Raw genomic sequence first — 26,472 nt, forward strand, 5'->3', positions numbered from 1 at the left:
CCGGCGCCGGCCCATGCCCCCTTCGGGCGAGCCCGGACCCCTCAATGCCTGTCGTTCGGATCGAGCCGGCGTCGCACGGACCCTAGGTCGTGTCCGCAAAGTCCCGCCTGCCCCGCGACGCCTGGCAGGCACTCTCGCCGCACCGGGCGAAAGCCCACGTACAACCAGTACGAGGGCTTCCGCCCGGCACGCCGAGAGCACGCACCATACGCCGCGGGGCCCGCCCTCCGGGCGGACGACGGGACTTTGCGGACACGACCTAGGCGACCGGCGCCCGCGCCCGATGTCCGCTCTCCAGGCCCGTCGTGCGCGCCGTCAGCGTCACCCCGACCGCCACCGTCAGCACCGAGACCAGGCCGGCCGCCGGCACCGCCCAGTCACCCAGGAACGTGCAGCAGATCACCAGCAGGGCCGCCGTCGGCAGTACCAGCTGCTGGGCGATGCCCACCTTGAAGTGACGGGAGTGCAGCGCCCACACGGCGAGCAGATAGAGCGCCGTCGGCAGGGTCACCGCGGCCGACGCGGCCAGTGTCGAGATGTGCGCCTTGCCGATGGCCTGCTCGACCGCCACCTCCAGGCCCGCGCCGATCGCGGCCGCCGAGGCGAAGACCACGTAGTGGCCGTACCCCCACAAAAACGCCTGTCTGTTGCCCCGCAGGTGACCGTGGATCGGCACCACGAAGTAGACCCACCACGCGGCGAAGATGATCAGCAGCCCGCCCGCGGCGATCGGCAGCAGTTCGCCCAGTTCGTCGCTCTCGTCGATACCGGCCTTGACCGCGATCGTGGCCGCCGCGACGCTCTCGCCGAGCACGATGATGGTGAACAGCCCGTACCGCTCGGCGATGTGGCGCGGATGCCAGGACGTGGGGTGGTCCTTCTCCGCGTACAGCGGCACGCACATCTCCAGGATTGCCATCACCAGGAACGCCCAGGGCCTGGCGGCCTCGGGCAGGACCACCAGCCCCAGCCATCCGACCTGGCACAGCAGCACCCCGCCCGCGTAGCGCAGTGCCGTCGTTCTCTCCGGGCCCTCGCACGCCCTCGCCGCGCGCAGCCACTGCGCCGCGAGGGCGATCCGCATGATCACGTAGCCCAGCCAGACGGCCAGGAACTCGTGGTCCTCGAATGCCCGGGAGATCCCGGCGGCCAGGACCAGCACACCGGCGATCTGCACCAGGGTGGCGATTCGGTAGAGGACGTCGTCGTTGTCGTACGCCGAGGCGAACCAGGTGAAGTTCATCCAGGCCCACCAGATGGCGAAGAAGACCATCGCGTAGTCGAGGATCCCCTCACCCGCGTGCCCCTCCGCCACGGCGTGCACCAACTGGATGCCCGCCTGGGCGACGGCCACGACGAAACACAGGTCGAACAGAAGCTCCAGCGGAGTGGCGGGCCGGTGCGCCTCACCGCGACCACGGGGCGTGAGCCTGCGCAGCGGGCGGTGGCTCTCGTGCGCTCGGGAGGAGTCCGGCGGGGGAGTCGAACTGGACGTCATGGGATCAAGCACAGCAGAAGGGGCGGGGAATTTCTTGCCCAGCGCGTCACCGGGGCGCAAGCCCCGCGGCCCACGGGCAGGGGGCCCGCCGCCCGGGAGGCCGGCGCCCGCGGGGCCGTACCCTGGACGCATGAGCACCGCCCCGACCCCCGAGCCGCGCCGGCCCAAGCCCGCGTTGATCTTCGACGACCCGCTGGACCAGCAGTCCTCGGACGACACGGACCGCGGATGGGGCGAGCGGCCGGGCGGCGACGGCGACAGCGCCGCCGACCTGAAGCGCTTCCTCGACGAGAAGCCGCCCCACCACCTCTGAGGCGTTACCGCTCGTCGTGCCCCGAGCCGCGCTGCGCGACCAGCGCGTCGCGGATCTCCTTGAGCACCTCCAGCTCGGTCACCTCGATGACCTCCTGAGTGCTCTCCTTCGCCTTGCGGCGCGCCTCCATGCGAGCCAGGTACTTCGCCATCGGCAGGACCATCAGGAAGTACACGACGGCCGCGGTGATCACGAAGCTGAGGGCCGCGCCGAGCACGGAGCCCCAAAGGATCCGGATGCCCTGCTCGCCCTCGCAGGTCGAGCTCAGACATGAGCTGTAGTGATCGAGGTTCTTGGTCCCGATCGCCCCGACCAGGGGGTTGATGACCCCCTTCACCACCGAGTTCACGATGTTGGTGAAGGCGGCGCCGATGACCACCGCCACAGCCAGATCGACGACGTTCCCCCGCATGAGGAAGGCCTTGAAGCCCTGCAGGACGCTCGGTTCCTTCTTCTCGCTCACTTAGGAGCCACCCCTCGGACGCACAACGTGTGGAACGGACCGCTCCGCAACCTACGTCAGCGCTCGGCCGTCCTGTCCAACGGGCCCCCACCATCGAGGGATCCTTCAGCGGGTCACGCAGGAGGCGGCTCAGCACAGGGTCACCGCCAGCCGCGCCGTGGCACTCGCGCCCGCTAGGCGTGCCGCCGTCGAGCGTGGCACCGAGAGCACGACCAGCGCCCCGCTCCCGGTCGCGGCGTCCAACGGCTCCGGCACCTCCGTCACCCGCGCACCCCGCGCGACCACCTGGGCGTCCCCGCCCGCCGTGGCCGCCTCCGCGGCGATCACGTCGACCCGGTCGCCGGGCCGCAGCAGCCGCACGGTCGCCCCGTCGGCGATGCGCACAGGCGCGGACACCTTCTCGACGGCCCGGTGCTGACGAACCGGCTCCGCCACCGGATGCCCGCGCGCCCCGTCGGCCTCCCGCGGGCCCGCCGCCAGGAGCCCCGCCGCGGTGACGGCGAGCCCCGCTGCCAGGGCCCGCCTCCGGTGCCGTAGAAGCCGATGCAGCTGATGGCGCCCGCCGCGCACCCGGACCGGGGCGAAGTGCGGCACCTCGCATGTGGCGGGGGCGTCCGTGCCCAGCGGGCGCGGAGCGATCGGGGAGGAAGGAGGAGCGACGGACATGGGGACCACCACCTGCGACGACGGATCGGCTGTCGAAGCCACGATGAGCCATCGCGCCACCGTCCGCTGAGGCCGGTGGACTACCGGCCGGTTGTGGACAACTCCCTCACCCGAATGAGAGATTCAGCCCGCACACGGCCCCAGCCCGCACACGGCCCCAGCTCCGCACACGGCCCCAGCCCGCACACCGCCCTAGCCCCCCACACCGCCCCAGCCCGCGCCCCCGAGCCGCCGCTACGGCAGCTCGAACCCGGGATCCATCCCGCCCAGCGCCCCGACGCACAGACAGTCCCGCTCCTCGTTCGCCGGCAGCGCGGCCACCGCGTCGAAGAGAACACCCCGCAGCCGGTCCACGTTCGCCGCGAACACCCGCAGCACCTCGTCATGCGAGACGCCCTCGCCGGTCTCGGCTCCCGCGTCAAGGTCCGTGACCAGCGTCAACGAGGTGTAGCAGAGCTCCAGTTCGCGAGCGAGGGCCGCCTCGGGGTGGCCGGTCATGCCCACCACCGACCAGCCCTGCGCCTGGTGCCACAGCGATTCGGCGCGGGTCGAGAAACGCGGTCCTTCCACGACCACGAGCGTGCCGCCGTCCACCGGCTCCCAGTCCCGCCCGCGCGCCGCCTTCAGCGCGGCCGCGCGTCCGGTGGGGCAGTACGGGTCGGCCAGGGAGACGTGGACGACGTTCGGGACGGTGCCGTCGGGCAGCGGCAGCCCGTCGAAGTACGTGCCCACACGGGACTTCGTCCGGTCGACCAGCTGGTCCGGTACGAGCAGCGTGCCCGGCCCGTACTCGGGACGCAGGCCGCCCACGGCGCACGGGCCGAGGATCTGGCGCGCGCCGAGCGAACGCAGCGCCCAGAGGTTGGCCCGGTAGTTGATCCGGTGCGGCGGCAGATGGTGGCCGCGCCCGTGCCGGGGCAGGAAGGCGACCCGCCGACCGGCTATCTCGCCGAGGAAGAGGGAGTCACTGGGCGGCCCGTACGGGGTCTCCACCTGTACTTCGGTCACGTCGTCGAGGAACGAGTAGAAGCCGGAGCCGCCGATCACGCCGAGTTGGACGTTCGCCTTGTTCGCCATGCCCGCACCCTAACCGCACCCGGGGACGCCGAGGACCCCGTCGCCGTTCGACGACAGGGTCCTGTAAGCAGTGGTGGGCTTTACGCGGCGGAGCTGCTGGAGGCGGTGCCGCCGCTCGATGCCTTCGAGTCCGAGGAGGACGAGGAGGAGGACGCCGAGGACGACTCGGACGAGGAGGACGACGACTTCGACGACGCCGGGGAGCTGCTCGACGAGGCGCCGCGGCTGTCGTTGCGGTAGAAGCCGGAGCCCTTGAAGACGATGCCGACCGCGGAGAACACCTTCTTGAGGCGGCCCTGGCAGCTGGGGCACTCGGTCAGGGCGTCGTCGGTGAACTTCTGCACCGCTTCGAGACCCTCGCCGCACTCGGTGCACTGGTACTGATAGGTGGGCACTGTCTTCCTCCTGGCACTCTCACTCGATGAGTGCTAACGACGGTCCATAGTGACGTATTCCAGCCGCTCAGTCCACTGATACCGGCACCCGGTGACCGACGCCACGTGCGACCGTACGGCCCTGGGGCCGCACGGCCAGCCGGGAGCGCAGCGCCACCAGGGTGGCCAGGGCCAGCAGCGTCCCGCCCATCGGCACCAGGAACCCGGCGCCGCTCCAGAGGCGGTCCTCCAGCTGTCCGGCGACCGTGACGGCGGCGGCCTGGCCGAGGGCCACCGCGCCGGTCAGCCAGGTGAACGCCTCGGTGCGGGCACCGGCCGGGACCAGGCTTTCGACCAGGGTGTACCCGGTGATCAGCGCGGGCGCGATGCACATGCCGACGACCAGGCCGAGACCGGCGAGGAAGAGCACCGAGTGCGCGGCCCACAGCCCGGACGCGGCGAGCGCCAGGGCGGCGTACCCGATCACGAGGCGGCGCTGCGGGGCGGCCTTCCACGCGATGGCGCCGCAGACGAGGCCCGCGAGCATGTTGCCCGCCGCGAAGGTGCCGTACAGGACGCCGTTCAGACCGGGCTCGCCGATCGACTCGGTGAAGGCGGCCAGGGAGACCTGCATGCCGCCGAAGACGGAGCCGATGCCCAGGAAGGTCACGATGAGCACGCGCACGCCCGGGACGCGCAGCGCGGAAACGTGCTCCACGCGCGCGTGCCCACCGGCGGTGACCGGCGGCTGGGTGCTCTTCTGCGCGGCGAACAGCAGACCGCCCAGCAGCGTCAGGGACGCCTCGGTGACCAGGCCCGCGGCCGGGTCGACGGCGGTGCACAGGGCGGTGGCCAGCAGCGGGCCGACCACGAAGGTCAGCTCGTCCGTGACCGACTCGAAGGCCGCGGCGGTCGTCATCAGGGGCGAGCCCTGGAGCTTCACTCCCCAGCGGGCCCGCACCATGGGCCCGACCTGCGGCACCGAGGCACCGGTGGGCACGGCGGCCGCGAACAGGGCCCACAGCGGCGCGTGGGACAGGGCCAGCGCCGTGAGCGTCAGACCCGAGACGGCGTGGATCAGCACACCGGGGACCAGGACGGCGCGCTGTCCGTAGCGGTCGGCCAGGCGGCCGCTGTAGGGCGCGAACAGTGCCATGGAGACGCCGGTGACGGCGGCGGCGGCGCCCGCCGCGCCGTACGAGCCGGTGGTGTGCTGCACCAGCAGCACGATGGAGATGGTCAGCATCGCGAACGGCTGGCGTGCCGCGAAACCGGGGATCAGGAACGTCCAGGCGCCGCGGGTGCGCAGCAGATGCCCGTATCCGGGGCGGGAGGAGGCCGACGAGTCCTTCGACGGCTCGATGGTGACCGTGGACGCCACGGCCCGTGCCTTTCTGCCACCTGGTAGCGCGGCCCCTGTGGGTGGGGGGCGGCGCCGAGAGCTGTCCTCTTGCGCATGACTGCGGTAGATACCGGCGCCCACCAGGGAGGGGCGTCGCGGCCGCCATACGGTCGCGCCAGCTCTGCGTCAGGCAGAGGTGGGTTGATCTGGGTAACACCTGCATAGTACAGGGAGTGGTGCCGGTTGATCCTGTGAAGATGAGCACTTCTCGGCGCCTCGCCTGTGATTGCCCGGCCCGCTTCGCCTTTGCTCAGGCCGTCCCGTTCGTCCCCAGCCACCCGGCCAGCTTGCCGCCCGCTCCCACGGCGCGCAGACGGCTTTCCGCGGCGTCCCGCACCGGGTCGGTGGCGACGACGAGCAACTCGTCGCCGCGTCGCAGCACCGTCGTCGGCAGCGGAACGAACGATTTCTCGTCGCGCACGACCAGGGTGACCGCGGCTCCGGCGGGCAGTCGCAGCTCGTTGATCTCGACGCCGTGCATCTTCGAGCCCTCGGGGATCGAGAAGGACAGCAGATGCCCCTGCAGCCGCTCCAGGGGCGCCGACTCGATACCGAGGTCGGTGGCTTCGAGTTCGTCGCCCAGGCGCAGCTTGCGGCCCAGCCAGGGCAGCGTCGGTCCCTGGACCAAGGTGTAGACGGCGACCAGGACGAAGACGATGTTGAAGATGCGGCGACTGTCCTCGACACCGCCCACCATGGGGATCGTCGCGAGGACGATGGGCACGGCGCCGCGCAGCCCGGCCCAGGACATCAGGGCCTGCTCGCGCCAGGGCACGCGGAAGGGTGTCAGGCACACGACCACGCTGAGCGGGCGCGCCACCATCGTCAGGACCAGCCCGATGACCAGGGCGGGCAGGATGTCGTCGCCCAGCTCGTGCGGGGTGACCAGCAGGCCGAGCAGGACGAACATGCCGATCTGGGCGATCCAGCCGACTCCGTCGGCGAACCCGCGGGTGGCGGGCCAGTGCGGCAGTTTCGCGTTGCCCATCACCATGGAGGCCAGATAGACGGCCAGGAAGCCGCTGCCGTGCGCCAGCGCGCCCGCCGCGTAGGCGGCGACGGCGATGGCCATGACGGCGATCGGGTAGAGGCCGGAGGCGGGCAGTGCCACGTGCCTGAGGCCCCACGAGCCCAGCCAGCCCACGGCGATGCCGACGGCGGCGCCGATGGCCAGTTCCAGCGTTATCTCGCCCAGCAGCACGTACCAGTGCTCGATCGGCCCGTGCGCGGAGAAGGCGACCACCAGGATGACCACGGGGGCGTCGTTGAAGCCGGACTCGGCCTCCAGGGTGCCCGTCACGCGCGCGGGCAGGGGAATCCTGCGCAGGACGGAGAAGACCGCGGCCGCGTCGGTGGAGGAGACGACCGCCCCGATGATGAGCGCCTGCCGCCACTCCAGCCCGACCAGGTAGTGCGCGGCCGCGGCCGTGACGCCGACGCTCACCGAGACCCCGACCAGCGCCAGCGCGGTGGCGGCCGGCAGGGCCGGCTTGATCTCCTTCCACTTCGTGCCGAGACCGCCCTCGGCCAGGATCACCACCAGCGCCGCGTAGCCGATGACCTGGGTCAGCTCGGCGTCGTCGAAGCGGATGCCGCCGATGCCGTCCTGGCCCATGAGCATGCCGATGCCCAGGTACACGAGCAGGCTGGGGAGCCCGCTGCGCGAGGAGATCCGGACCGCTGCGACGGCGACGAGCAGGACGAGCGAGCACAGGAGCAGGAGCTGGTTGAGGTCGTGGACAGTCAGCGGCCGTTCCCTTCCCTGGCCCGCGCGCACACGCGCGTGGGCTCACGTACATAGGACACGAGGGGGCGGTCCTTCGTATCCAACTACTTCGTTACCTTACCTAACTCTTGACTATTTCTTGACGCTTCTCGGCGCATGATCGAACGCCCGTCCGTGCGGGTTCACCAGTCCGCGTCAAGGGCGACCGGGCCCTGCGCCTATGGTTGCTCCAGCGCTCATTCAAAAGGACAGCCCGCTTTGCCGCTCGCGTTAGGACAGCAAGGACAGCGATGCCCCCCAACACCACCGCCTCCACGGGTAAGCAGCCCGGCAAGTCCGGCAGGAAGAAGGGGCGCAGAGCCCGTCTGTTCGTGCTCGTGCTGGTCCTGGCCGTCCTGGCAGGCGTGACCGGCGGGGCGTACTGGTCCATCAGCACCGTGCGTGCCTCCTTCCCGCAGACCAAGGGCTCGATCACGCTCGACGGCCTGTCCGGACCCGTCGACGTCAAGCGTGACGGCTACGGCATCCCGCAGATCTACGCCTCCTCCGACGAGGACCTGTTCATGGCGCAGGGCTACGTCCAGGCGCAGGACCGGTTCTACGAGATGGACGTACGCCGTCACATGACGTCCGGGCGCCTGTCGGAGATGTTCGGCAAGAGCCAGGTCGACAACGACGAGTTCCTGCGCACCCTGGGCTGGGACCGGATCGCCGAGCGGGAGTACGACAAGACGCTGTCGGCCTCCACCAAGAAGTACCTGCAGGCGTACGCCAAGGGCGTCAACGCCTACCTGGCGGGCAAGGGCAGCAAGGACATCTCCCTGGAGTACGCGGCTCTGGGGTTCACCAACGACTACAAGCCGCAGAAGTGGACCCCGGTCGACTCGATCGCCTGGCTGAAGGCGATGGCCTGGGACCTGCGCGGCAACATGCAGGACGAGATCGACCGGGCGCTGATGACCAGCCGCCTCGGCCCGAAGGAGATCGCGGACCTGTACCCGCAGTACCCGTACAGCCGGAACAAGGCGATCGTCCAGACGGGCCGGTACGACGAGCTGACCAAGGCGTTCCAGCCGGGCGGCTCCGCATCCACCGCGGGCTCGTCCACCGGGTCGGCGAACGGCTCCACAGGCGCCTCGACGGGCACGGCCCCCGGTACCTCCGGCTCCGGCACCGCGGGCCTGCAGAGCCAGCTCTCGGGCCTTCAGAAGGTCCTGGACGGCCTCCCCACGGCCGTCGGGGTGAACGGCAACGGCATCGGCTCCAACTCCTGGGTGGTCGCCGGGAAGCACACCATCACCGGAAAGCCGCTGCTGGCCAACGACCCGCACCTGTCGGCCTCGCTGCCGTCCGTCTGGTACCAGATGGGCCTGCACTGCCGCTCGGTCTCCAGCAAGTGCCAGTTCGACGTCAGCGGCTACACCTTCGCGGGCATGCCCGGCGTGGTCATCGGCCACAACCAGAACATCTCCTGGGGCATGACCAACTCCGGCGTCGACGTCACCGACCTCTACCTGGAGAAGCTCTCCGGCGACGGCTACCTGCTCGACGGCAAGACGGTGCCCTTCAAGACGCGCGAGGAGACCATCGCGGTCGCCGGCGGCACGTCCAAGAAGATCGTCGTCCGCGAGACGAACAACGGCCCCCTGCTCTCCGACCGCAGCTCCGAGCTGGTCAAGGTCGGCAAGAAGGCCACCGTCGACACCGCCGCCCCCGACCGCGGTGACGGTTACGGCATCTCGCTGCGCTGGACCGCGCTCGACCCGGGCACCTCCATGGACGCCGTCTTCGCCATGGACAAGGCGGCGAACTGGAACGACTTCCGTGCCGCGGCCGCCCTGTTCGACGTCCCCTCGCAGAACCTGGTCTACGCCGACACCAAGGACCACATCGGCTACACGCTGCCCGGCAAGATCCCCACGCGCGCCAAGGGCTACGACGGCTCGGTCCCGGCGCCGGGGTGGGACTCGCGGTCCCGCTGGACCGGCTACATCGACGAGGACGAGCTGCCGTACGAGTACGACCCGGCCCGCGGCTACATCGTCACCGCCAACCAGGCCGTGGTCGACAAGGACAAGTACCCCTACACGCTCACCACGGACTGGGGCTACGGCGCCCGCAGCCAGCGCATCACCGACCTGATCCAGTCGAAGATCGACGGCGGCGGCAAGATCTCCACCGAGGACATGCGCCAGATGCAGCTCGACAACAGCAGCGAGATCGCCAAGCTGCTCGTGCCCAAGCTGCTGAAGATCGACATCGAGGACGAGGACGTCCGAGAGGCCCAGGAGCTCCTGGAGGGGTGGGACTACACCCAGGACGCCGACTCCGCGGCGGCCGCCTACTTCAACTCGGTCTGGCGCAACATCCTCAAGCTCGCCTTCGGCAACAAGCTGCCCAAGGAACTGCGGGTCAAGGGCCAGTGCCTGTACGTCGACCCCGTGAACACCACCGGCCCCGCCGATGAGGCGGAGAAGGTCCGCGAGTGCGGCGAGCGTGAGGCGGAGCAGGCGCAGCCGGACGGCGGCGACCGCTGGTTCGAGGTCGTGCGGGTCCTCATGGACGACGACGACAGCGACTGGTGGAGCACCCCGAAGTCGGGCACCCGCCCCGGGGCCACCGACCGTGACCAGCTGTTCAAGCGCGCGATGATCGACGCCCGCTGGGAGCTGACCGCGAAGCTCGGCAAGGACATCGACACCTGGAGCTGGGGTCGGCTGCACCGCCTGTTCCTGAAGAACCAGACCCTCGGCACTCAGGGCCCCGGCTTCCTCCAGTACGTCCTCAACCGCGGCCCCTGGAAGCTCAGCGGCGGCGAGGGCACGGTCAACGCCACCGGGTGGAACGCCGCGGGCGGCTACGGCGTGGTCTGGGTCCCGTCCATGCGGATGGTGGTCAACCTCGGCGACCTCGACAAGTCGAAGTGGATCAACCTCACCGGTGCCTCCGGGCACGCCTACAACGCCCACTACACCGACCAGACGGGCAAGTGGGCCGACGGCGAGCTGCTCGACTGGTCGTTCTCGGACGACGCGGTCACCAAGGGCACCAGCGACACCCTGGTGCTCAAGCCGTGACCCGCTGAAGGCGAACGCCCGAGGGCCCTCCACGCGCGCGTGGAGGGCCCTCGCGCATCAAGGGCGCCGCGGGGTCAGGACGCCCCGAAACGGCGCACACCCGAGGGCGTCACGGCCGCGTCCACCGGCCGGTCGTGCGGCTCGCCGGGGACGTGCTCGACGACCTCGGAGTCGTACAGCAGCACCACGAGCGACGGACGGACCCCCGCTTTCTCCAGCCGGGCGAGTACACGGTCGTACGACCCGCCGCCGCGGCCCAGCCGCATCCCGCGCGCGTCGACCGCGAGGCCCGGCAGCAGCACCACGTCGGCCTCGGTCACGGCCTGCGGGCCGAGACGTTCCCCCGCGGGCTCGAAGAGCGCCATCCTGCCGCCGTGTTGGACGCGGGCCAGGGAACCCTCTCCCGTGTACGCGCCCCAGTCCAGGTCGTTGTCCGGCAGCAGGACGGGCAGCAGGACGCGTACGCCCCGCGCGCGCAGCGCGTCGAGCAGCGCGAGCGTGCCGGGCTCGCTCCCCACCGAGACGTACGCCGCCACCGTGCGCGCGTGCGCCAGCTCGGGCAGCCCCAGGGCCCGTCCCGCCAGCGCGACCGCGGATTCCCGCACGTCATCCGCCGTCAACCTGCTTCTCACCGCGAGGAACTCCCGCCGCAACATGCGCTTGTCAGGCTCGGTCCCGCGTCCGTTGTGACTCAAGTCGCCTCCGTACCCTTCCCAATGTGCTCATATGAGAGCCAAATAACCGGAGCCTCAGATTCCCTCCAAAGGCACCGGATAAGGTTGCGGACATGACTCAGTCCAACCCTCGGATCAGCAAGGCTGTCATCCCCGCAGCGGGTCTCGGTACCCGCTTCCTGCCGGCCACCAAAGCCACTCCCAAGGAGATGCTGCCGGTCGTCGACAAGCCGGCGATCCAGTACGTGGTCGAAGAGGCGGTCTCTGCCGGCCTCGACGACGTCCTCATGATCACGGGCCGCAACAAGCGCCCCCTTGAGGACCACTTCGACCGCAACTACGAACTCGAGTCGGCCCTGGAGAAGAAGGGCGACGCCGAACGGCTCGCCAAGGTCCAGGAGTCCAGCGACCTCGCCACCATGCACTACGTCCGCCAGGGCGACCCCAGGGGCCTCGGCCACGCCGTGCTGTGCGCCGCCCCGCACGTCGGTGACGAGCCCTTCGCCGTCCTGCTCGGCGACGACCTGATCGACGCCCGCGACCCGCTGCTCAAGCGGATGATCGAGGTCCAGGAGCGGCACGGCGGCAGCGTCATCGCCCTGATGGAGGTCGCGCCCGAGCAGATCCACCTCTACGGCTGTGCGGTCGTCGAGGAGACCGAGGACGGGGACGTCGTCAGGGTCAGCGGCCTGGTCGAGAAGCCGGACGCGGCCGACGCCCCGTCGAACTACGCGGTCATCGGCCGCTACGTCCTCGCCCCGCAGATCTTCGACATACTGCGCAAGACCGAGCCGGGCCGCGGCGGCGAGATCCAGCTCACCGACGCCCTCCAGCAGCTCGCCGCGGACGAGAAGGTCGGCGGCCCCGTGCACGGCGTCGTCTTCAAGGGCCGCCGCTATGACACCGGCGACCGCGGCGACTACCTGCGTGCCATTGTCAGACTCGCATGCGAACGTGAAGACCTGGGCCCGGAATTCCGGACCTGGCTTCGCAGTTACGTAGCCGAGGAGATGTAGCCAGTTGAGCACCGCCGCGCCCCGCCCCGCCGCTGAGGACCACCTCTGGTCGGTGGACGAGCACCTGGAGGACATCCTCGCGACCGTCCGCCCCCTCGAACCCATCGAGCTGCAACTGCTCGACGCCCAGGGCTGCGTCCTGGTCGACGACGTCACGGTGCCGGTCTCCCTGCCGCCGTTCGACAACAGCTCCATGGACGGGTACGCGGTGCGGGTCGCGGATGTCGCGGGCGCGAGCGAGGAGTTCCCCGCCGTCCTGGAGGTCGTCGGGGACGTCGCGGCGGGCCAGGCCGAGCTGCTCCACGTGGGCCCCGGCCAGGCCGCCCGCATCATGACCGGCGCCCCGCTGCCTCCGGGCGCCGAGACCGTGGTCCCCGTCGAGTGGACCGACGGCGGACTCGGCGAGGGCCCCGTCACCGGCATGCGCGCCCGCAGCCTGGCCCCCGAGGCCGCCGCCGGCGAGGTGCACGTCTACCGGCCCGCCGAGGCACGCGCGCACGTGCGCGCCGAGGGCAGCGACGTGAAGGCCGGAGTCCGGGCGCTGGAGGCCGGCACGGTCCTCGGGCCGCCGCAGATCGCCCTGCTCGCCGCGATCGGCCGGGGCAGCGTCCGCGTGCGCCCGCGTCCGCGCGTGGTCGTCCTCTCCACCGGCAGCGAACTCGTCCAGCCCGGCGAGAAGCTGGCCGACGGCCAGATCTACGACTCCAACAGCTTCGCCCTCACCGCGGCCGCCCGGGACGCCGGTGCCATCGCCTACCGCGTCGGAGCCGTCGCCGACGACGCCGAGACCCTGCGCTCCACCATCGAGGACCAGCTGGTCCGCGCCGACCTCATGGTCACCACAGGCGGCGTGAGCGTCGGGGCGTACGACGTGGTCAAGGAGGCGCTGTCGCACGTCGGTGACGAGGACGAGCCCGGCAGCGGCGTGGAGTTCCGCAAGCTCGCCATGCAACCGGGCAAGCCCCAGGGCTTCGGCTCCATCGGCCCCGACCACATCCCGCTGCTCGCGCTCCCGGGCAACCCGGTGTCGTCGTACGTCTCCTTCGAGCTGTTCGTGCGTCCCGCGATCCGCACCCTGATGGGCCTGGACGACGTGCACCGGCCGTCCACCACGGCGAAGCTCGTGGCGGACGAGGCCCTGAGTTCCCCGAAGGGGCGCCGACAGTTCCTGCGCGGGACGTACGTTGACGGCGAGGTGCGGCCGGTCGGCGGTGCCGGATCCCATCTGATCGCCGCCCTCGCCCACGCGGACGCGCTGATCGTCGTCCCCGAGGACGTGGAGAGCGTCGAGCCCGGTGCCGAGGTCGAGGTGGTCCTGCTCGGCTGAGCCGTGCTGGTTGGCGGTACCGTGTCGCGCACAGCAGGCCCGTGCGCCGCACCGCGACGGGCCCGGACCGGGAGCGCCACACGATCATGACTGTGCCTTCCCGGGGGGAGACCCCCGGACCCCCTGTGCAGGACCGACTCACGCACATCGACGACGCGGGCGCGGCCCGTATGGTCGACGTCTCGGAGAAGGACGTGACCGCGCGTACGGCCCGCGCCAGCGGACGCGTCCTCGTCTCGCCCCGCGTCGTCGAGCTGCTGCGCGGCGAGGGAGTGCCCAAGGGCGACGCCCTCGCCACCGCGCGTATCGCGGGCATCATGGGCGCCAAGCGCACACCGGACCTGATCCCGCTGTGCCACCCGCTCGCGGTGTCCGGTGTGAAACTGGACCTGTCGGTCGCGGACGACGCCGTGGAGATCCGGGCGACCGTGAAGACCACGGACCGCACGGGTGTCGAGATGGAGGCCCTCACCGCGGTCTCGGTCGCCGCGCTCACCGTGATCGACATGGTGAAGGCGGTCGACAAGGGAGCGGTCATCACGGACGTGCGGGTCGAGGAGAAGACGGGCGGCAAGTCGGGAGACTGGAGCCGGGCATGACGGTCGACGCATCCATGGGCGGCGCGCTGGTCGCGCCCTATTCCGCGCTGGTCGTCACCGCCTCCAACCGGGCCGCCGCCGGCGTCTACGAGGACAAGGGCGGCCCGCTGGTCGCCGACGGCCTGGGGCGCTTCGGGTTCGCCGTCGACGGACCCCAGGTCGTGCCGGACGGCGATCCGGTCCGGGCGGCCCTGCACGCCGGGGTCGACGCCGGGTACGACGTCATCGTGACCACCGGCGGGACCGGCATCTCGCCCACCGACCGCACCCCCGAGGCGACCCGTGCGGTGATCGATCACGAGGTGCCGGGCATCGCCGAGGCGATCCGGGCATTCGGACGGGAGAAGGTGCCGACCGCGGTGCTGTCGCGGGGCCTGGCGGGAGTGGCGGGAAGGACGCTGATCGTCAACCTGCCGGGCTCGACCGGCGGGGTCAAGGACGGCCTGGCCGTCCTGGAGCCCCTCCTGATCCACGCCGTCGACCAGATCCGCGGCGGCGACCACCCCAGACCCAGCAGCGGGGGTGCGAGCTGAACAGCCCATCCTGGCCCGTCGTGCTGGGGGACGGCGATGTCGTCCTCCGGCCGATAAAGATGCGCGACCAGCGGGCCTGGCGCGAGGTCAACCGGCGCAACCGCGACTGGCTGCGCCCGTGGGAGGCGACGATTCCGCCGCCCACGCCCAGCGGGCCGGTCGCACACCGGCCGACCTACCGCCAGATGGTCCGGCACCTCAGGTCGGAGGCGAGCGCGGGCCGGATGCTGCCGTTCGTCATCGAGTACCAGGGGCGACTGGTCGGGCAGTTGACGGTCGCCGGGATCACCTGGGGGTCGATGTGCTCCGGGCACGTCGGCTACTGGGTGGACGAGGCCGTGGCGGGCCGCGGGGTGATGCCGACCGCCGTGGCGCTCGTCGTGGACCACTGTTTCCGCACGGTCGGCCTGCACCGCATCGAGGTCTGCATTCGCCCCGAGAACGGGCCCAGCCGCCGGGTCGTGGAGAAACTCGGATTCCGCGAGGAGGGGCTGCGTCCGCGTTATCTCCACATCGACGGTGCCTGGCGCGACCATCTCGTCTTCGCGCTCACGGCGGAAGAGGTGCCGGACGGGTTGCTGGGCCGCTGGCACCGGGCACGCTCCCCTCAGGAGCCGCGGACGAAGCCGCAGAACACCCGGGGGAATCCCGCGTAGCGGACCACCACCCCCGGAAATTGAATACATGTTCGAAATTGATCGCCTGATGACCGGCTCGGGGCATTAAATTCGCCCCCTCGGAGGGCTGCTGATCGCATCGGTCACAAAAAAAGTTCGAAATATCAGCCAGATCGTGCGACACACCGGCTCAATTGGCAGATGGCCTCACGCAAACCCCTCTACCGTGTGAGGCGTGAGCAGCAGCGGCCTCATCTACGCAGTCATTGTCGGGGCCTGGGCCGCCTACTTGGTGCCGATGTGGCTCCGTAGGCAGGACGAGCTGAACGAGGCCCGTCCGACGGAACGCTTCAGCACAGCCATCCGGTTGCTGTCCGGACGGGCGGGGATGGAGCGCCGATACGCCAAGGACCTGCGCGCGCGCTCCGCCGACGAGGGGGAGCCCGGCGCCGATGAACCGGGCGATGTCACCGAGTCGGTGGACGTCCGGGCCTTCGCCGTGCCTCCGACCCGTCCGCAGACCCAGGCGGCGGTCCAGGCACAGGCGCCCGAATCCGGCTCCAGGCAGGCACCGGAACGCGGCGGCAGCACCGCATCCGAACCGGGCACCGGCCCCGCGGACGCCGAGCGCAAGCGGGTGCCCGCCGCCCGCCGGCCCCCGTCCTCGGAGGCGGCCGCGGCCCGGGCCCGGCGCACCAAGGTGCTCGCGCGCCGACGGCGCACCACCATGGTGCTCTTCCTCGCCTTCACCCTCGGCGCGGTCGTCGCCGCCATCGGAGGGCTCGCGTTCCTGTGGGCGCCCGGCGTTCCCGCCGTGCTGCTCAGCGGCTACATCGCGTACCTGCGCAGCCAGGAGCGCCGCCGCTTCGCGTACCAGATGGACCGGCGCCAGGCCGAGGCCGCCGCGCAGCGGCTGCGCGAGAACGCCCGCCAGTCACGCCGGCGCGGCCCGGCCGACGGCGGTGACGGCGTCGACGAATCCGACGAGGGGTCCGAACCGGGCACCGACACCGGGCTGTCCGCGCTCGCGGCGGACCGGCGCGCCCTGGTCGAGCAGACCGATCACGCCGAGTGGGTCGACCAGCAGCGCGAGCGGCAGCGACGGCCGGGGCACGGGGAGAGCTGGGACCCGGTCCCGGTGCCGTTGCCGACGTACGTGACCGCGCCGGTCGCCCCGCGGGCGACCTCCGACGTCGATCTCGGGGCTCCGGACGCGTGGAGCTCGGCGCGGTCCAGCTCCGTCGGCCGGGACCGGGAGGCGGGCGCCGGCTCCACCGAGGCCGACGGTGAGGCCGAGCCGGCCGCCGCGGCCGGCGGAGAGGAGCGGGCCGACGGCGGTGTCCGGGGCGACGCCCTTCCCCACGCTCGGACCCGCTCACGCGGGGCGGGCCCCACGGCGGCCTCCGCCCGCCGGGCCCGCGAGCGGGGCCGCACCCCGCTGTTCGACCAGTACGAGGACGGCGACCGGCCGCGCGCGGCCAACGAGTGACGGGGCATCCGCCGCGCAGGTCGGCCGACCGGAAACGGATTTTTGAGCAGGCCGATCGGGGTGCTAAAGTTTCACTCGTTGCAAGGGCCTGTGGCGCAGTCCGGTAGCGCACCTCGTTCGCATCGAGGGGGCCAGGGGTTCAAATCCCCTCAGGTCCACGCACGACTGTTCTTGAGTTCGCTCAGGGGCAGTTGACGAGATCCCGCCGATCTTCATGATCGGTCGGGATCTTCGTCGTTTCCAGGGACTGTGCGAGCCTGTTCGGGGTGGAGGATGGCGGCGGACGTCGAGCGTGGCCGTGCCGCTGTCCCGCTTTTCCGGGTGGCGCGCACCACAGCGAGCCCCGGGGCGCCGGGCCTCGCTGCGCCGTGTTCGGTTCTTGCGGTTCAGCGGTCTGGTGGTGGGTGGCGGCGGCAGGCCGGCTTGTGCGGGTGGTTCCGTCTCCCGTGGTGCCGACGGCCAGGTTTCCGGCGGTGACCATGCGGGCGACGAGGAGTGTCTGAGCAATAGCGTCCCCGCCCCCACCCGGTCGGTGACCCCTTCCTGCGGTGGCCTGTGTTCGTCAGCTCATTCCGGGCGATCCACCGGTCCGCCGGTCCAGCAGCACCCGCTGCCCCGACCAGGCCGATCCGTTGAACGAGGACCACCGGATGCGGTCATCCGCCCCCGTCCCGCGCCAGGCCATGTACAGCTGGCCGGCCCCCCTTCCCAGCGCCGGGTGGTTCGCGGTCCGCCGGTCCGCCAACACCCGCTGCCCGGACCACGAGGTGCCGTTGAAGGTGGACCACCAGATGTGGTCGTCCGTTCCAGCGCCGCGCCAGGCCATCACCAGGGTCCGCCCGTGCGCCCCCAGGGTGGGCCAGGCGGAGGTCCGACGGTCCGCCAACACCTGCTGCCCGGACCACGAGGTGCCGTTGAAGGTGGACCACCAGATGTGGTCGTCCGTTCCCGCGCCGCGCCAGGCCATCACCAACTTGCCGTTGGCCGACCCCAGCGTCGGCGCACCCACCGCGCGCCGGTCGTTCAGCACCCGCTGGCCGGACCAGGCGATGCCGTTGAAGGTGGACCACCAGATGTGGTTGTCCGGCTGGGCTCCGCGCCAGGCCATCACCAGCCTGCCGTTCACCACGCCGAGCGCCGGCGCGTACGTGCTGCGCCGATCGGCCAGCTGCCGCGGCCTGGCCCAGCGCTGCCCATCGAAGCTCGACCACCAGATGTGGTTGTCCGCTCCGTAACCGCGCCACGCCATGTACGCCCGGCCGTTGAGGTATGCCAGGTCAGGCTCCCTGGCAGTGGTCGCCGGGAATCCCTGCTGCCGCGTCCACTGCCCGTTCACCAGGCGCGACCAGTAGATGTTCGGGTCGTTGCCGGTCCCGCGCCACGCCATGTAGGCGGTGTCCGGCGCCCCGGCCGCGGCGACGGCGCCCCCCGGCGCCGCCCCGAGCAGGGCGCCCAACGCCAGCAGCGCGCCGGCGCAGGCCGTTCGCCGCGTGATGTTCTTCGCCATGATCGTCTCGTCCCTCTTTCGTGTGTTGAGGCCTGACGGACTGCGTCACCAGCGGCAGGAGCCCTGTTGACGTGTCACCGCGCCTCGGTGGTTTTGCGGGTGGCGGGCCAGGGCATGTCGTGCGTGTGGTGGCGTCCGGTCCGCGCACCCGCGGTGGGCCACCTGCCTTCTTGCTCTGCGCCCCTGACTGCCCTGGCCGTAGCACGGGTGGCGGGCGCGGGCCCGCCCCCGCCCTCTCAGGTGTCCGTCACCGTCCCGCCTGCAGAGCCGTCCACGTCTGCGGCCCCACGACACCGTCCGGCTCCAGGCCGCGGGAGGACTGGTACGAGCGGACGGCGTTCTCTGTCACCGTGCCGAAGTCGCCGTCGACGACCACGGTCTTGCCCAGGGCGGCCGTCAGGGCGCGCTGCAGCCGGGTGACGGCCTCTCCGTTCGAGCCCGCTCGTAGTTCCGGGGTGTCGCCGCGGGCCAGCAGGACGGTCCAGGTCTTCGGCCCGACGACGCCCAGGGGCTGCAGCCCGTAGTCGGACTGAAGACTCAGCGCGGCGGCGGCCGTCACCTCGCCGAACTCCCCGTCCGCCGGGCCCGGATCGTAGCCCGCCGCCATCAGCAGACACTGCGCGGCGGTCACGAGCGTGCCTGTCGATCCGGGTCCGAGCGGGTCGTACGCGGGGAAGTCGACGCCTACTTCAGTGCAATCGGCCGGATGCCCGTCCGAGTCCTGCGCCCGGTACAGCGTTACCGTCGTGCCTCTGACCGCGACAGTGCCGGCCTCCGGATGCTGCCGTACTACCCGGCCGGGCTCGGCGGAATCCGCTTCGCCCTGCTCCGCGGCGGCCGTCTCGACCTCGAACCCGGCCTCTCGCAGGCTCGCTTCAGCCTCTTCGGTCGGCTTGCCCACGACGTCCGGCACTTCGGCGTCCTCCTTGGTCCCCGGGTCGACCTTCAGCACCTGGTCCTGTTCGCCGGACGTACCGGGTGGCCGTTCGATGCTCGTGACCTGTCCCTCCCGGGTGTGTTCGACGAGGAGGACGGCGTCGAGCTTCTTCTCGGCGGGCTCGACCTTCACGATCCTCTTCCTGTCGAACCCCTTCCATTCCTTGCGCTTCTTGCCTTTCCCGCCCTTGCCGTCCCGGTCCCTGCCCGTGTCGAAGTCGATCTCCACGTCGTCACGCGACTTGTCGAAGCCCCGCAGCGGGTTGCCGCAGCGGCACTGGACCACGGGCAGGCCGTAGGCGTCGATGAGGACGGCCACCCCGGCCTCGAGCAGGGCGTAGAACGATGTGGGTTTCTTCTTCCGTGTGTCGTAGTCGTAGTTCTTGACCAGGGTGTCGTTGCGCAGGAGCACGGGAGTGAGTTGGTTGACGTAGCTCCCGATCTGCTCGACGTCGATACCACGGACCTCTGCCCAGGCTGCGGCTTTGTCGGCGTTCTCCTTCAGGTACTTGATGAGCCGCCCCTTGTCGCAGCTGGACTTCCGCCGCGTCCCGCCGTACAGCCCAGGCGTGGCACCCGACTTCGAGCCGCCCTCCAGCGCGGAGATCGTGCCGATGAGGTCGACGGCCAGGCCGGCCGCGCGGAAGAACGGTGAGGCGTTCGTGGCGCCCCGGGCGAGTGCTTTCACCGGGACCTTGGCGTGCGCGCAGCCCGAGGCCGCGAGGGCGAACATCAGGCTCGCTGCCACCCCCAGGGCGGTCAACATGACCGCCCTGCACCGGGATGCGGGCCTCAACTTCTGACGTAGCGTCGGTGACCAGGCCATGTCCCCCCTGTCTCGCTGTCTCTCTTTCGCACGGCCGGTGCTGTTGCGGCCGGCCGGAGCCCGGCCGGGGTGTGTAGACGGTGAGCTGTGCGACTCGTGCACGCCAATTGATGCAGCCGGTGCGTGGTGATTGGTGCCGGTTCGGTGAATGCGGGGGTATTGCTGCTGGTGAAGGGCCTATGGTGGGTTTCCGGTCCGGTCCGGACCGGACTTGCGGTCTGCTGGGGACGGGGTATGGGCAAGGCGGAGCCGACACCGCGGCGGGTGTTCGCCGACCGGCTGAGCGAGCTGCTGGAACTGGCGGCGGATCTTCCGATCAAGAGTGCGGTGGCCGAGACCAACCGGCGCCGCCCCGCCGGGCGGGGCCGGCCGATCTCGGGACGCCGGGTCAGTGACTGGAAGCGGGGCCGGCACCTGCCTGAGTCGGAAGTGGCGTTCCTGGTACTGGTCCGGGTGCTGCTTGAGCACTGCCGCGGCCGGCGGATCCCTGCCGGCGCGGTCAGTGCGGGACTGCTGGAAGAGGAGCAGTGGCGGCGCTGGCTGCGGGCCGCCCGTGTCTCCCCGCCCGAGCCTGAGTCCCCGGCCCAGCAGTCCCCCGCACCGGACCGGCAGGCCGAGCAGGCGGTGCCCGATCAGCGCCAGCGGGTGGCGGACCAGGGCGCCTCGGCAGCGCCCACCCGCAATCGTGCCAGACGCCCGGTGCACCCACGTGCAGACTTCGTCGGGCGCACCATTGAACTCGCGGCTCTCGCAGAGCGGATCGAGGCTGCGGCGAGCGGCACCGGATCCGTGGTGCTGCTCGCCGGCCCGGCGGGCATCGGCAAGAGCACCCTTGCGGCCGAGGCGCTGCGCCGCCACGCCGATTCCGCAGGCTTCACCGTTGTACGAGGCCATTGCCCCAGAGACGCGGTGGCGCCACCACTGTGGCCCTGGCAGCGAGCGCTGCGCCTTGCGGGAGTCACCCCTGGGGTGTCGGCGCAGCGAACCACCGGGCCGTGTCCGGGAGCCGGAGCCGCGACGGAGCCGGCCACCGCGGCGGCGGCGCGGTTCTTGGAACTGGCCAGGATGAGTGAGGCGCTGGCCGGGGCAGCCTCCGAACACCCGCTGGCCGTCCTGCTGGAGGATCTGCACTGGGCCGACACCGCCAGCCTTGACCTGCTGCGGCATGTGACTGGCGAGGCGGCCGAGTGCGGGCTGTTCGTGCTCGGCACCTTCCGGGAACCGATGTCCGAAGAAGCCGCCGCAGCGCTCGCGGACCCGGGCGGCTACGGGGCTGCCGTGATGCGGCTGGCGCCGTTCACCCAGGAGGAGGTCGCACAATGCGTCGGCGAGCCGCACGCGGCGGAGTCGTGCCGGCGTACTGGTGGGCTGCCGCTGCTCGTCGCGGCACTGCGCACGCACGCAGCCGACCTCAGCACCGTCGTCAGCGGGCTGCTGACTGGGCTCACCACCGAGCAGCGGAGCGTCATTCGTGCCGCGGCCGTGCTCGACGAACGGCTGGATGTCACCCAGCTCGCCGCAGTCCTGCCGGAGTTGGGCGAGACCGTCGTCGCTCAGGCGCTGGCGGCGGCCTGGCACGCCGGTGTCCTCACCACGGGAGAGACCAGCGACGCCGGACGCACCTACCGCTTCACCCACGATCTGGTACGCGACGAGGTGCTCGGGCGAACAGACCCTGCCGTCGCCCGAGCCCTGCATCGATCCGCCGCGCGGGCACTGGAGCAGTCCGAAGACGCGGCCGCGGCGGCTCGCATCGCGGCGCACTGGCGGCGGGCCGGCACGGAACCCGGCCACCGTGCCCGCGCCGCGCGCTGGTCCCGGATCGCCGCAGATCAGGCCCGCGAACGCCACGCCTACGCCGATGCCGTCCGGCACCTGGCGGACGCCGCCGCCGTACTCGGCCCGACAGACCCGCAGCGCGTCCCAGCCCTCATCGAGCTGGCCCGCGCCGAGTACCTTGCCGGGCGCTATGACGCCAGCCTGCGCCACTGCACCGAAGCGGCCGATGCGGCGAACGCAACCGGCCGGCCGGACCTGCTCGCCGAGGCCGCCCTGGTGCTGCAGGGCGTCACATTCCCGCAGGCCTCACAGACGATCAGTCGGCTGTGCAGGGCGGCGCTGGCCGTCGAGGGCTTACCAGGCGCCGTGCAGGCCCGGCTGCTCGCCCAGCTCGCCGCCGCTTCGGCCGATCTCGGCTCGCCCGAGATGGCTGTCGAGCACTCCCTCGCCGCCCTCGAACTGGCCGAGGCCACCGATGACCTGCGGGCCGAACTCGACGCGGCTCGGGCCAGGGAGATGACCCTGGCCCATCCGGACGACACCGCCGAACGCCTGCGTCTGGGTGAGCTGTCCGTGTCCCGCGCTGAGCAGCTCGGCGACCCGCTCGCCGCGGTACTGGGCCACGAGTGGCGTATCCAAGCCGGGTACCTACTGGGGCGGCTGGACCTGGTGGCCGATGCGATCCGCGGCATCGAGGCGATCGCGGCCCGTTCCGTGCTGCCGCTGGCTCGCTGGCACCTGCTGCGCGTCAGCGCGTCCCGGGCCGTGCAGGAAGGACAGTTCGCCGTTGCCCGCCGCTGCAACGAGGACGCGGCCGAACTCGCCCTGGCCAGCGGGGACCAGACCGCGATCGCCATGAACCACGTACTGTGCCAGCAGCTGGCTCTGGTTCGCGGCGACGCCGGGGAACTGCCCGAGGAGATGTTGTGTGACCTCGACCGGGCGCCGAGACAGCCACTGATCCTGTCTCTGCGGGCGCGGGCGCTGTTCCTCGCTGGGCGGCTGGACGAGGCGCGGGAGGCCTACACCCAGCTGCGCCCGCTGCTGCCGATCCCGATGACGAACCCGACGTGGCCGGCGGTGCTGCTGCACCTGGTCGACCTGATCGACCTGATCGGCGACGCTGAGGCCGCGGGGCTGGTCTATGACCAGCTTGCCTTGTTCCGGCCGTACCCAGGAGCGCTCGGCGCGCCCACGGCCTACTTCTCCGGTACGGTCAGTCGCGAACTCGGCCGTCTCGCCCTGGCCGCCGGCCGCCCGGCGGAAGCCGAGAAGCTGTTACACGAGGCGCTGGTCCGCAACCGGGACCTCGGCGCCCGGCCGTACGTGGCGCTGACCTGCCTGGACCTCGCCGCCGTGCAACGCGACCGTGGTGCCCTGACAGAGGCCGCCGCCCTCGCCGGGGAGGCGCTGGCCATCGCTGATCAACTCGACCAGCCCGGCCCGTCCGCTGCTGCCGTGCGCCTCATCAACGAGATCACTACCCTGCGCGTCGACACCGACCCGCTCACTGCCGTGAACGCGGGTCGCAGTGAATGAACGGGCCGAGTACCTTGCGGGCCAGACACAGGGAAGGGTCAACTGCCCCGCAACACCGCATGTCTGCAGTAAACACGGCTCATTCTCCGGGTGGAGCGTCCGATCACGGATCGGGCGGGATCCTCTTGTGTCCGGGGGCATGCTCTGAGGGGAGACATGGAGAAGGCCGCCGCGGACTTACCGGTGCACCGCTCGGCGCCGCTGCGGACCGCGGCCTTCCGGCGGTTCCTGGTCGCCAACCTCGTCTCCGCCACCGGGTCGGCCATGGCCCCCCTCGCGCTCGCCTACTCCGTGATCGGGGAGGGCGGCGGTGCCGGGGACCTCGGTCTGGTGCTGGCCACCAACACCGTGCCGACCGTTCTGTTCCTGCTCGTGGGCGGAGTGCTCGCGGACCGGCTGTCCCGCAGCCGGATGCTCTTCCTCGGCAATCTCGCGGCGGCAGCCGCCCAGGGGGCGCTCGCTGTGATCGTCGCCACGGGGCAGGCGTCGACCGGTTCCATCGCGGCCTGCGGCTTCGTCTCGGGGACGGCGGTGGCCTTCACCGTGCCCGCCGCCCAGGGCGCCGTGGGCCAGATCGTCCCCGCCGAGCACGTGCAGCAGGCCGGCGCCCTGCTCAGGCTGCCGGGCAACGCCGTCAAAGTGCTCGGACCGGCCGTCGGCGGAGTCGTCGTCGCGGCCAGCGGCCCGGCCTGGGCGCTGGCCTGGGACGCGCTGACGTTCGCCGTGGCCGCCGTACTGCTGCTCGGGCTGCGGCTGGACGCGCCCGTCACCGTCACCAGTGCGCTGCGTGATCTGCGGGAGGGGTGGCGCGGCTTCTGGTCGCGTACCTGGTTGTGGACCTACACGGCGGCCGGGGCCGTCCTCGTCGCCGCGTGGCTGGCGGGCTTTCAGCTGCTCGGGCCGGTCGTCGCGGCCCAGCACTACGCGGGGGCGCGGGACTGGGGGCTGGTGCAGGCCGCGTTCGCGGCGGGGCTGCTGGCGGGGACGGTGGTGTGTCTGCGCTGGCGGCCGTACCGGTTGCTCCTGGTGTCCGTCGTGACGGGGATGCCGCTCGCCGTGCCGTTGCTCACCCTGGGGTGGCAACTGCCGCTGCCCTGGGTGATGCTGGCCACGTTTCTCGCGGGGGTCGGGCTCGACGTGGCGATCGTCACGTGGACGACCGCGTTCCAACAGCATGTGCCGCAAGGGGAGTTGGGGCGCATGAGCGCCTTCAACAGCGTCGGCGAACGGCTGGCCATCCCGCTCGGCTATCTGCTGACCGCCCTCGCGGCGGGAGTGTGGGACAACCGGGGTGTGCTGGTGGCGTGCGCGGGGCTCGTCGTGGCCGCCGTCGCCCTGAATCTGTGCGTGCGGGACGTGTACCGCGTCAACCGGCGTGCGGGGGACGGCTGACGCCGGGCCGTCTCACAGCGCCTTGGCGAAGCACATGCTCAGCTCATGGAAGCGGTAGTAGCCGAACTTGGCGCACGGCTCGTACCCGCTGGAGGTGTACAGGGCCACCGCCTCCGGCTGCCTGGCCCCGGTCTCCAGCACCATGCGCCTGCGGCCCGCCGCCCGCGCGTCCTCCTCCAGCGCGGCCAGGATGCGCCGCGCGAGGCCCCGCCCGCGCATGTCCTCGACGACGTACATCCGCTTCAGCTCGGCGTCCCCGTCGACGTTGCCCTCGCCGTTCTCGTCCTGGGCGCGCCAGCCGCCGGAGGCGACGGGGGCCCCGAGAAGGTCGTACGCGATCAGGTACAGGCCCTTCGGCGGATCGAAGTCGGTGGGGGCCAGCGGGGTGGCGTCTCCCCCGTCGCCGTAGCGGACGCCGTACTCGGCCTGGACCTGGTCGTTGAGCTTGACGGCGTCGGGGTGGTCGAACGGGACACGGCGTATGTGCATGCCAAACACGGTATAGGAGCTCGATTTCAGTGGGGGTCCAGAACCGGACTCGTTCCAGTGTGCCGGTATCGTGCCGGGGTGCTCACTGTGACCTCTGTGAATGTGAACGGGCTGCGGGCCGCCGCGAAGAAGGGTTTCGTGGAGTGGCTCGCCGGTACCGAGGCCGATGTGCTGTGCCTGCAGGAGGTGCGCGCCGAGCCGCAGCAGCTGCCCGAGCAGGCCGGCAGCCCGGACGGCTGGCACGTCGTGCACGCACCCGCCGCCGCCAAGGGCCGGGCCGGTGTCTCCCTCTACACCCGTCGTGAGCCCGACCGCGTCCAGGTCGGCTTCGGGTCGAGTGAGTTCGACGACAGCGGGCGTTACGTCGAGGCCGACCTGCCGGGTGTGACGGTCGCCTCCCTCTACCTGCCGTCCGGAGAGGTCGGCACCGAGCGGCAGGACGAGAAGGTCCGCTTCATGGGCGAGTTCCTCGCCCACCTCAAGGGGCTGCGCGAGCGCGCCGCCGCCGACGGGCGCGAGGTCGTCGTCTGCGGTGACTGGAACATCGCCCACCAGAAGGCCGACCTGAAGAACTGGCGCGGCAACACCAAGAACTCCGGTTTCCTGCCGGAGGAGCGGGAGTGGCTCTCCCGCGTGCTGGACCCGGCGGACGGCGGCTACGTCGACGTCGTACGCGCACTGCATCCGGACCAGGAGGGGCCCTACTCGTGGTGGTCGTACCGGGGGCGGGCCTTCGACAACGACACCGGATGGCGCATCGACTACCACATGGCCACGCCCGGGCTCGCCGCCAGGGCGCTCAAGGGGTACGTCGAGCGCGCGGCGACGCATGCCGAGCGCTGGTCGGACCACGCGCCGGTGACGGTGGTCTACGACAGGAGCTAGGTCGTGTCCGCAAAGTCCCGCCTGCCCCGCGACGCCTGGCACGCACTCTCGCCGCACCGGGCGAAAGCCCACGTACAACCAGAACGAGGGCTTCCGCCCGGCACGCCGAGAGCACGCACCATACGCCGCAGGGCCCGCCCTCCGGGCGGACGACGGGACTTTGCAGACACGGCCTAGACGAGTAGTTCCGATGTGGCTCAGTGGTCGTAGGCGATCAGCGATCGGGTGATGGGTGCGCCGATGGTGCGGTTGTGCCAGATCGCGCAGG

The 26,472-nt window shown here is 71.3% G+C and carries 22 protein-coding genes and 1 tRNA gene; 12 read left to right on the plus strand and 11 right to left on the minus strand.

Annotated features, from left to right (window positions below; genetic code table 11):
* Positions 1-259: 259 nt before the first annotated feature.
* Entirely contained in the window at positions 260-1,498 is a 1,239-nt protein-coding gene (locus tag ACWCPI_RS14955) for a low temperature requirement protein A (RefSeq protein WP_451038498.1), read from the minus strand.
* A 130-nt stretch (positions 1,499-1,628) separates the two neighbouring features.
* Between ACWCPI_RS14955 and ACWCPI_RS14960 the strand changes: the two genes are divergently transcribed.
* Positions 1,629-1,811: a hypothetical protein gene (locus tag ACWCPI_RS14960; RefSeq protein WP_451038499.1), complete on the plus strand. Its 183-nt coding sequence runs from the start codon at positions 1,629-1,631 to the stop codon at positions 1,809-1,811.
* Between the two features lie 4 nt (positions 1,812-1,815).
* On the opposite strand, the gene mscL is transcribed toward ACWCPI_RS14960, so the two are convergent.
* From mscL to ACWCPI_RS14990, 6 genes are all read right to left on the minus strand, one after another.
* Positions 1,816-2,274 carry a large conductance mechanosensitive channel protein MscL gene (mscL, locus tag ACWCPI_RS14965; protein WP_388807713.1) on the minus strand — a complete coding sequence of 153 codons (459 nt, stop codon included), beginning with the start codon at positions 2,272-2,274 and terminating at the stop codon, positions 1,816-1,818.
* A gap of 129 nt (positions 2,275-2,403) precedes the next feature.
* A complete protein-coding gene (locus ACWCPI_RS14970) occupies positions 2,404-2,940 on the minus strand; it encodes a hypothetical protein (RefSeq protein ID WP_451038500.1) in 537 nt (178 codons plus the stop codon).
* A 234-nt stretch (positions 2,941-3,174) separates the two neighbouring features.
* Positions 3,175-4,017, minus strand: coding sequence for an S-methyl-5'-thioadenosine phosphorylase (locus ACWCPI_RS14975; protein ID WP_388807715.1), 843 nt, complete (start codon positions 4,015-4,017; stop codon positions 3,175-3,177).
* Positions 4,018-4,097: 80 nt separating this feature from the next.
* Positions 4,098-4,412 carry an FmdB family zinc ribbon protein gene (locus tag ACWCPI_RS14980; protein WP_451038501.1) on the minus strand — a complete coding sequence of 105 codons (315 nt, stop codon included), beginning with the start codon at positions 4,410-4,412 and terminating at the stop codon, positions 4,098-4,100.
* Positions 4,413-4,479: 67 nt separating this feature from the next.
* A complete protein-coding gene (locus ACWCPI_RS14985; protein ID WP_451038502.1) occupies positions 4,480-5,772 on the minus strand; it encodes an MFS transporter in 1,293 nt (430 codons plus the stop codon).
* Positions 5,773-6,043: 271 nt separating this feature from the next.
* On the minus strand, positions 6,044-7,570 hold the full coding sequence (locus tag ACWCPI_RS14990; protein ID WP_451038503.1) for a potassium/proton antiporter: 1,527 nt from the start codon (positions 7,568-7,570) through the stop codon (positions 6,044-6,046).
* A 239-nt stretch (positions 7,571-7,809) separates the two neighbouring features.
* Between ACWCPI_RS14990 and ACWCPI_RS14995 the strand changes: the two genes are divergently transcribed.
* Complete coding sequence (locus ACWCPI_RS14995) at positions 7,810-10,596, plus strand: penicillin acylase family protein (protein WP_451038504.1); 2,787 nt, start codon at positions 7,810-7,812, stop codon at positions 10,594-10,596.
* A 74-nt stretch (positions 10,597-10,670) separates the two neighbouring features.
* Here ACWCPI_RS14995 and ACWCPI_RS15000 read toward each other — a convergent pair whose 3' ends face one another.
* Positions 10,671-11,252 carry a 5-formyltetrahydrofolate cyclo-ligase gene (locus ACWCPI_RS15000; RefSeq protein ID WP_451038534.1) on the minus strand — a complete coding sequence of 194 codons (582 nt, stop codon included), beginning with the start codon at positions 11,250-11,252 and terminating at the stop codon, positions 10,671-10,673.
* Between the two features lie 131 nt (positions 11,253-11,383).
* On the opposite strand from ACWCPI_RS15000, the gene galU reads away from it, so the two are divergent.
* The 7 genes from galU to ACWCPI_RS15035 all read left to right on the plus strand — a co-directional run bounded on the left by galU (position 11,384) and on the right by ACWCPI_RS15035 (position 17,009).
* A complete protein-coding gene (gene galU / locus ACWCPI_RS15005; RefSeq protein ID WP_451038505.1) occupies positions 11,384-12,286 on the plus strand; it encodes a UTP--glucose-1-phosphate uridylyltransferase GalU in 903 nt (300 codons plus the stop codon).
* Between the two features lie 4 nt (positions 12,287-12,290).
* Positions 12,291-13,613 (plus strand): molybdotransferase-like divisome protein Glp, encoded by a 1,323-nt coding sequence (gene glp, locus ACWCPI_RS15010; RefSeq protein WP_451038506.1) that lies wholly within the window; start codon positions 12,291-12,293, stop codon positions 13,611-13,613.
* 86 nt (positions 13,614-13,699) lie between these two features.
* Positions 13,700-14,212 (plus strand): cyclic pyranopterin monophosphate synthase MoaC, encoded by a 513-nt coding sequence (gene moaC, locus ACWCPI_RS15015; RefSeq protein WP_451038507.1) that lies wholly within the window; start codon positions 13,700-13,702, stop codon positions 14,210-14,212.
* On the plus strand, positions 14,209-14,745 hold the full coding sequence (locus ACWCPI_RS15020; protein ID WP_451038508.1) for a MogA/MoaB family molybdenum cofactor biosynthesis protein: 537 nt from the start codon (positions 14,209-14,211) through the stop codon (positions 14,743-14,745). Before moaC ends, ACWCPI_RS15020 begins: the two co-directional genes overlap by 4 nt.
* A gap of 20 nt (positions 14,746-14,765) precedes the next feature.
* Positions 14,766-15,401 carry a GNAT family N-acetyltransferase gene (locus ACWCPI_RS15025; RefSeq protein WP_451038509.1) on the plus strand — a complete coding sequence of 212 codons (636 nt, stop codon included), beginning with the start codon at positions 14,766-14,768 and terminating at the stop codon, positions 15,399-15,401.
* A 196-nt stretch (positions 15,402-15,597) separates the two neighbouring features.
* Positions 15,598-16,851, plus strand: a complete 1,254-nt coding sequence (gene sepX / locus ACWCPI_RS15030; RefSeq protein WP_451038510.1) for a divisome protein SepX/GlpR — start codon at positions 15,598-15,600, stop codon at positions 16,849-16,851.
* An 84-nt stretch (positions 16,852-16,935) separates the two neighbouring features.
* Positions 16,936-17,009, plus strand: a tRNA-Ala gene (locus ACWCPI_RS15035).
* Between the two features lie 404 nt (positions 17,010-17,413).
* Here ACWCPI_RS15035 and ACWCPI_RS15040 read toward each other — a convergent pair.
* A complete protein-coding gene (locus ACWCPI_RS15040; protein ID WP_451038511.1) occupies positions 17,414-18,358 on the minus strand; it encodes a hypothetical protein in 945 nt (314 codons plus the stop codon).
* 247 nt (positions 18,359-18,605) lie between these two features.
* Positions 18,606-20,060, minus strand: a complete 1,455-nt coding sequence (locus tag ACWCPI_RS15045) for a DUF6777 domain-containing protein (protein ID WP_451038512.1) — start codon at positions 20,058-20,060, stop codon at positions 18,606-18,608.
* Positions 20,061-20,354: 294 nt separating this feature from the next.
* On the opposite strand from ACWCPI_RS15045, the gene ACWCPI_RS15050 reads away from it, so the two are divergent.
* Entirely contained in the window at positions 20,355-23,438 is a 3,084-nt protein-coding gene (locus ACWCPI_RS15050) for an ATP-binding protein (RefSeq protein WP_451038513.1), read from the plus strand.
* A gap of 156 nt (positions 23,439-23,594) precedes the next feature.
* On the plus strand, positions 23,595-24,830 hold the full coding sequence (locus tag ACWCPI_RS15055) for an MFS transporter (RefSeq protein ID WP_451038514.1): 1,236 nt from the start codon (positions 23,595-23,597) through the stop codon (positions 24,828-24,830).
* A gap of 12 nt (positions 24,831-24,842) precedes the next feature.
* Here ACWCPI_RS15055 and ACWCPI_RS15060 read toward each other — a convergent pair whose 3' ends face one another.
* The gene (locus tag ACWCPI_RS15060) at positions 24,843-25,319 is read right to left on the minus strand and encodes a GNAT family N-acetyltransferase (RefSeq protein ID WP_451038515.1); all 477 of its coding nucleotides are present in this window, start codon (positions 25,317-25,319) and stop codon (positions 24,843-24,845) included.
* Positions 25,320-25,397: 78 nt separating this feature from the next.
* Between ACWCPI_RS15060 and ACWCPI_RS15065 the strand changes: the two genes are divergently transcribed.
* Positions 25,398-26,204 (plus strand): exodeoxyribonuclease III, encoded by an 807-nt coding sequence (locus ACWCPI_RS15065; protein ID WP_451038516.1) that lies wholly within the window; start codon positions 25,398-25,400, stop codon positions 26,202-26,204.
* The last annotated feature ends 268 nt before the right edge of the window (positions 26,205-26,472 follow it).

The organism is Streptomyces sp. NPDC001920 (genome assembly GCF_053594495.1).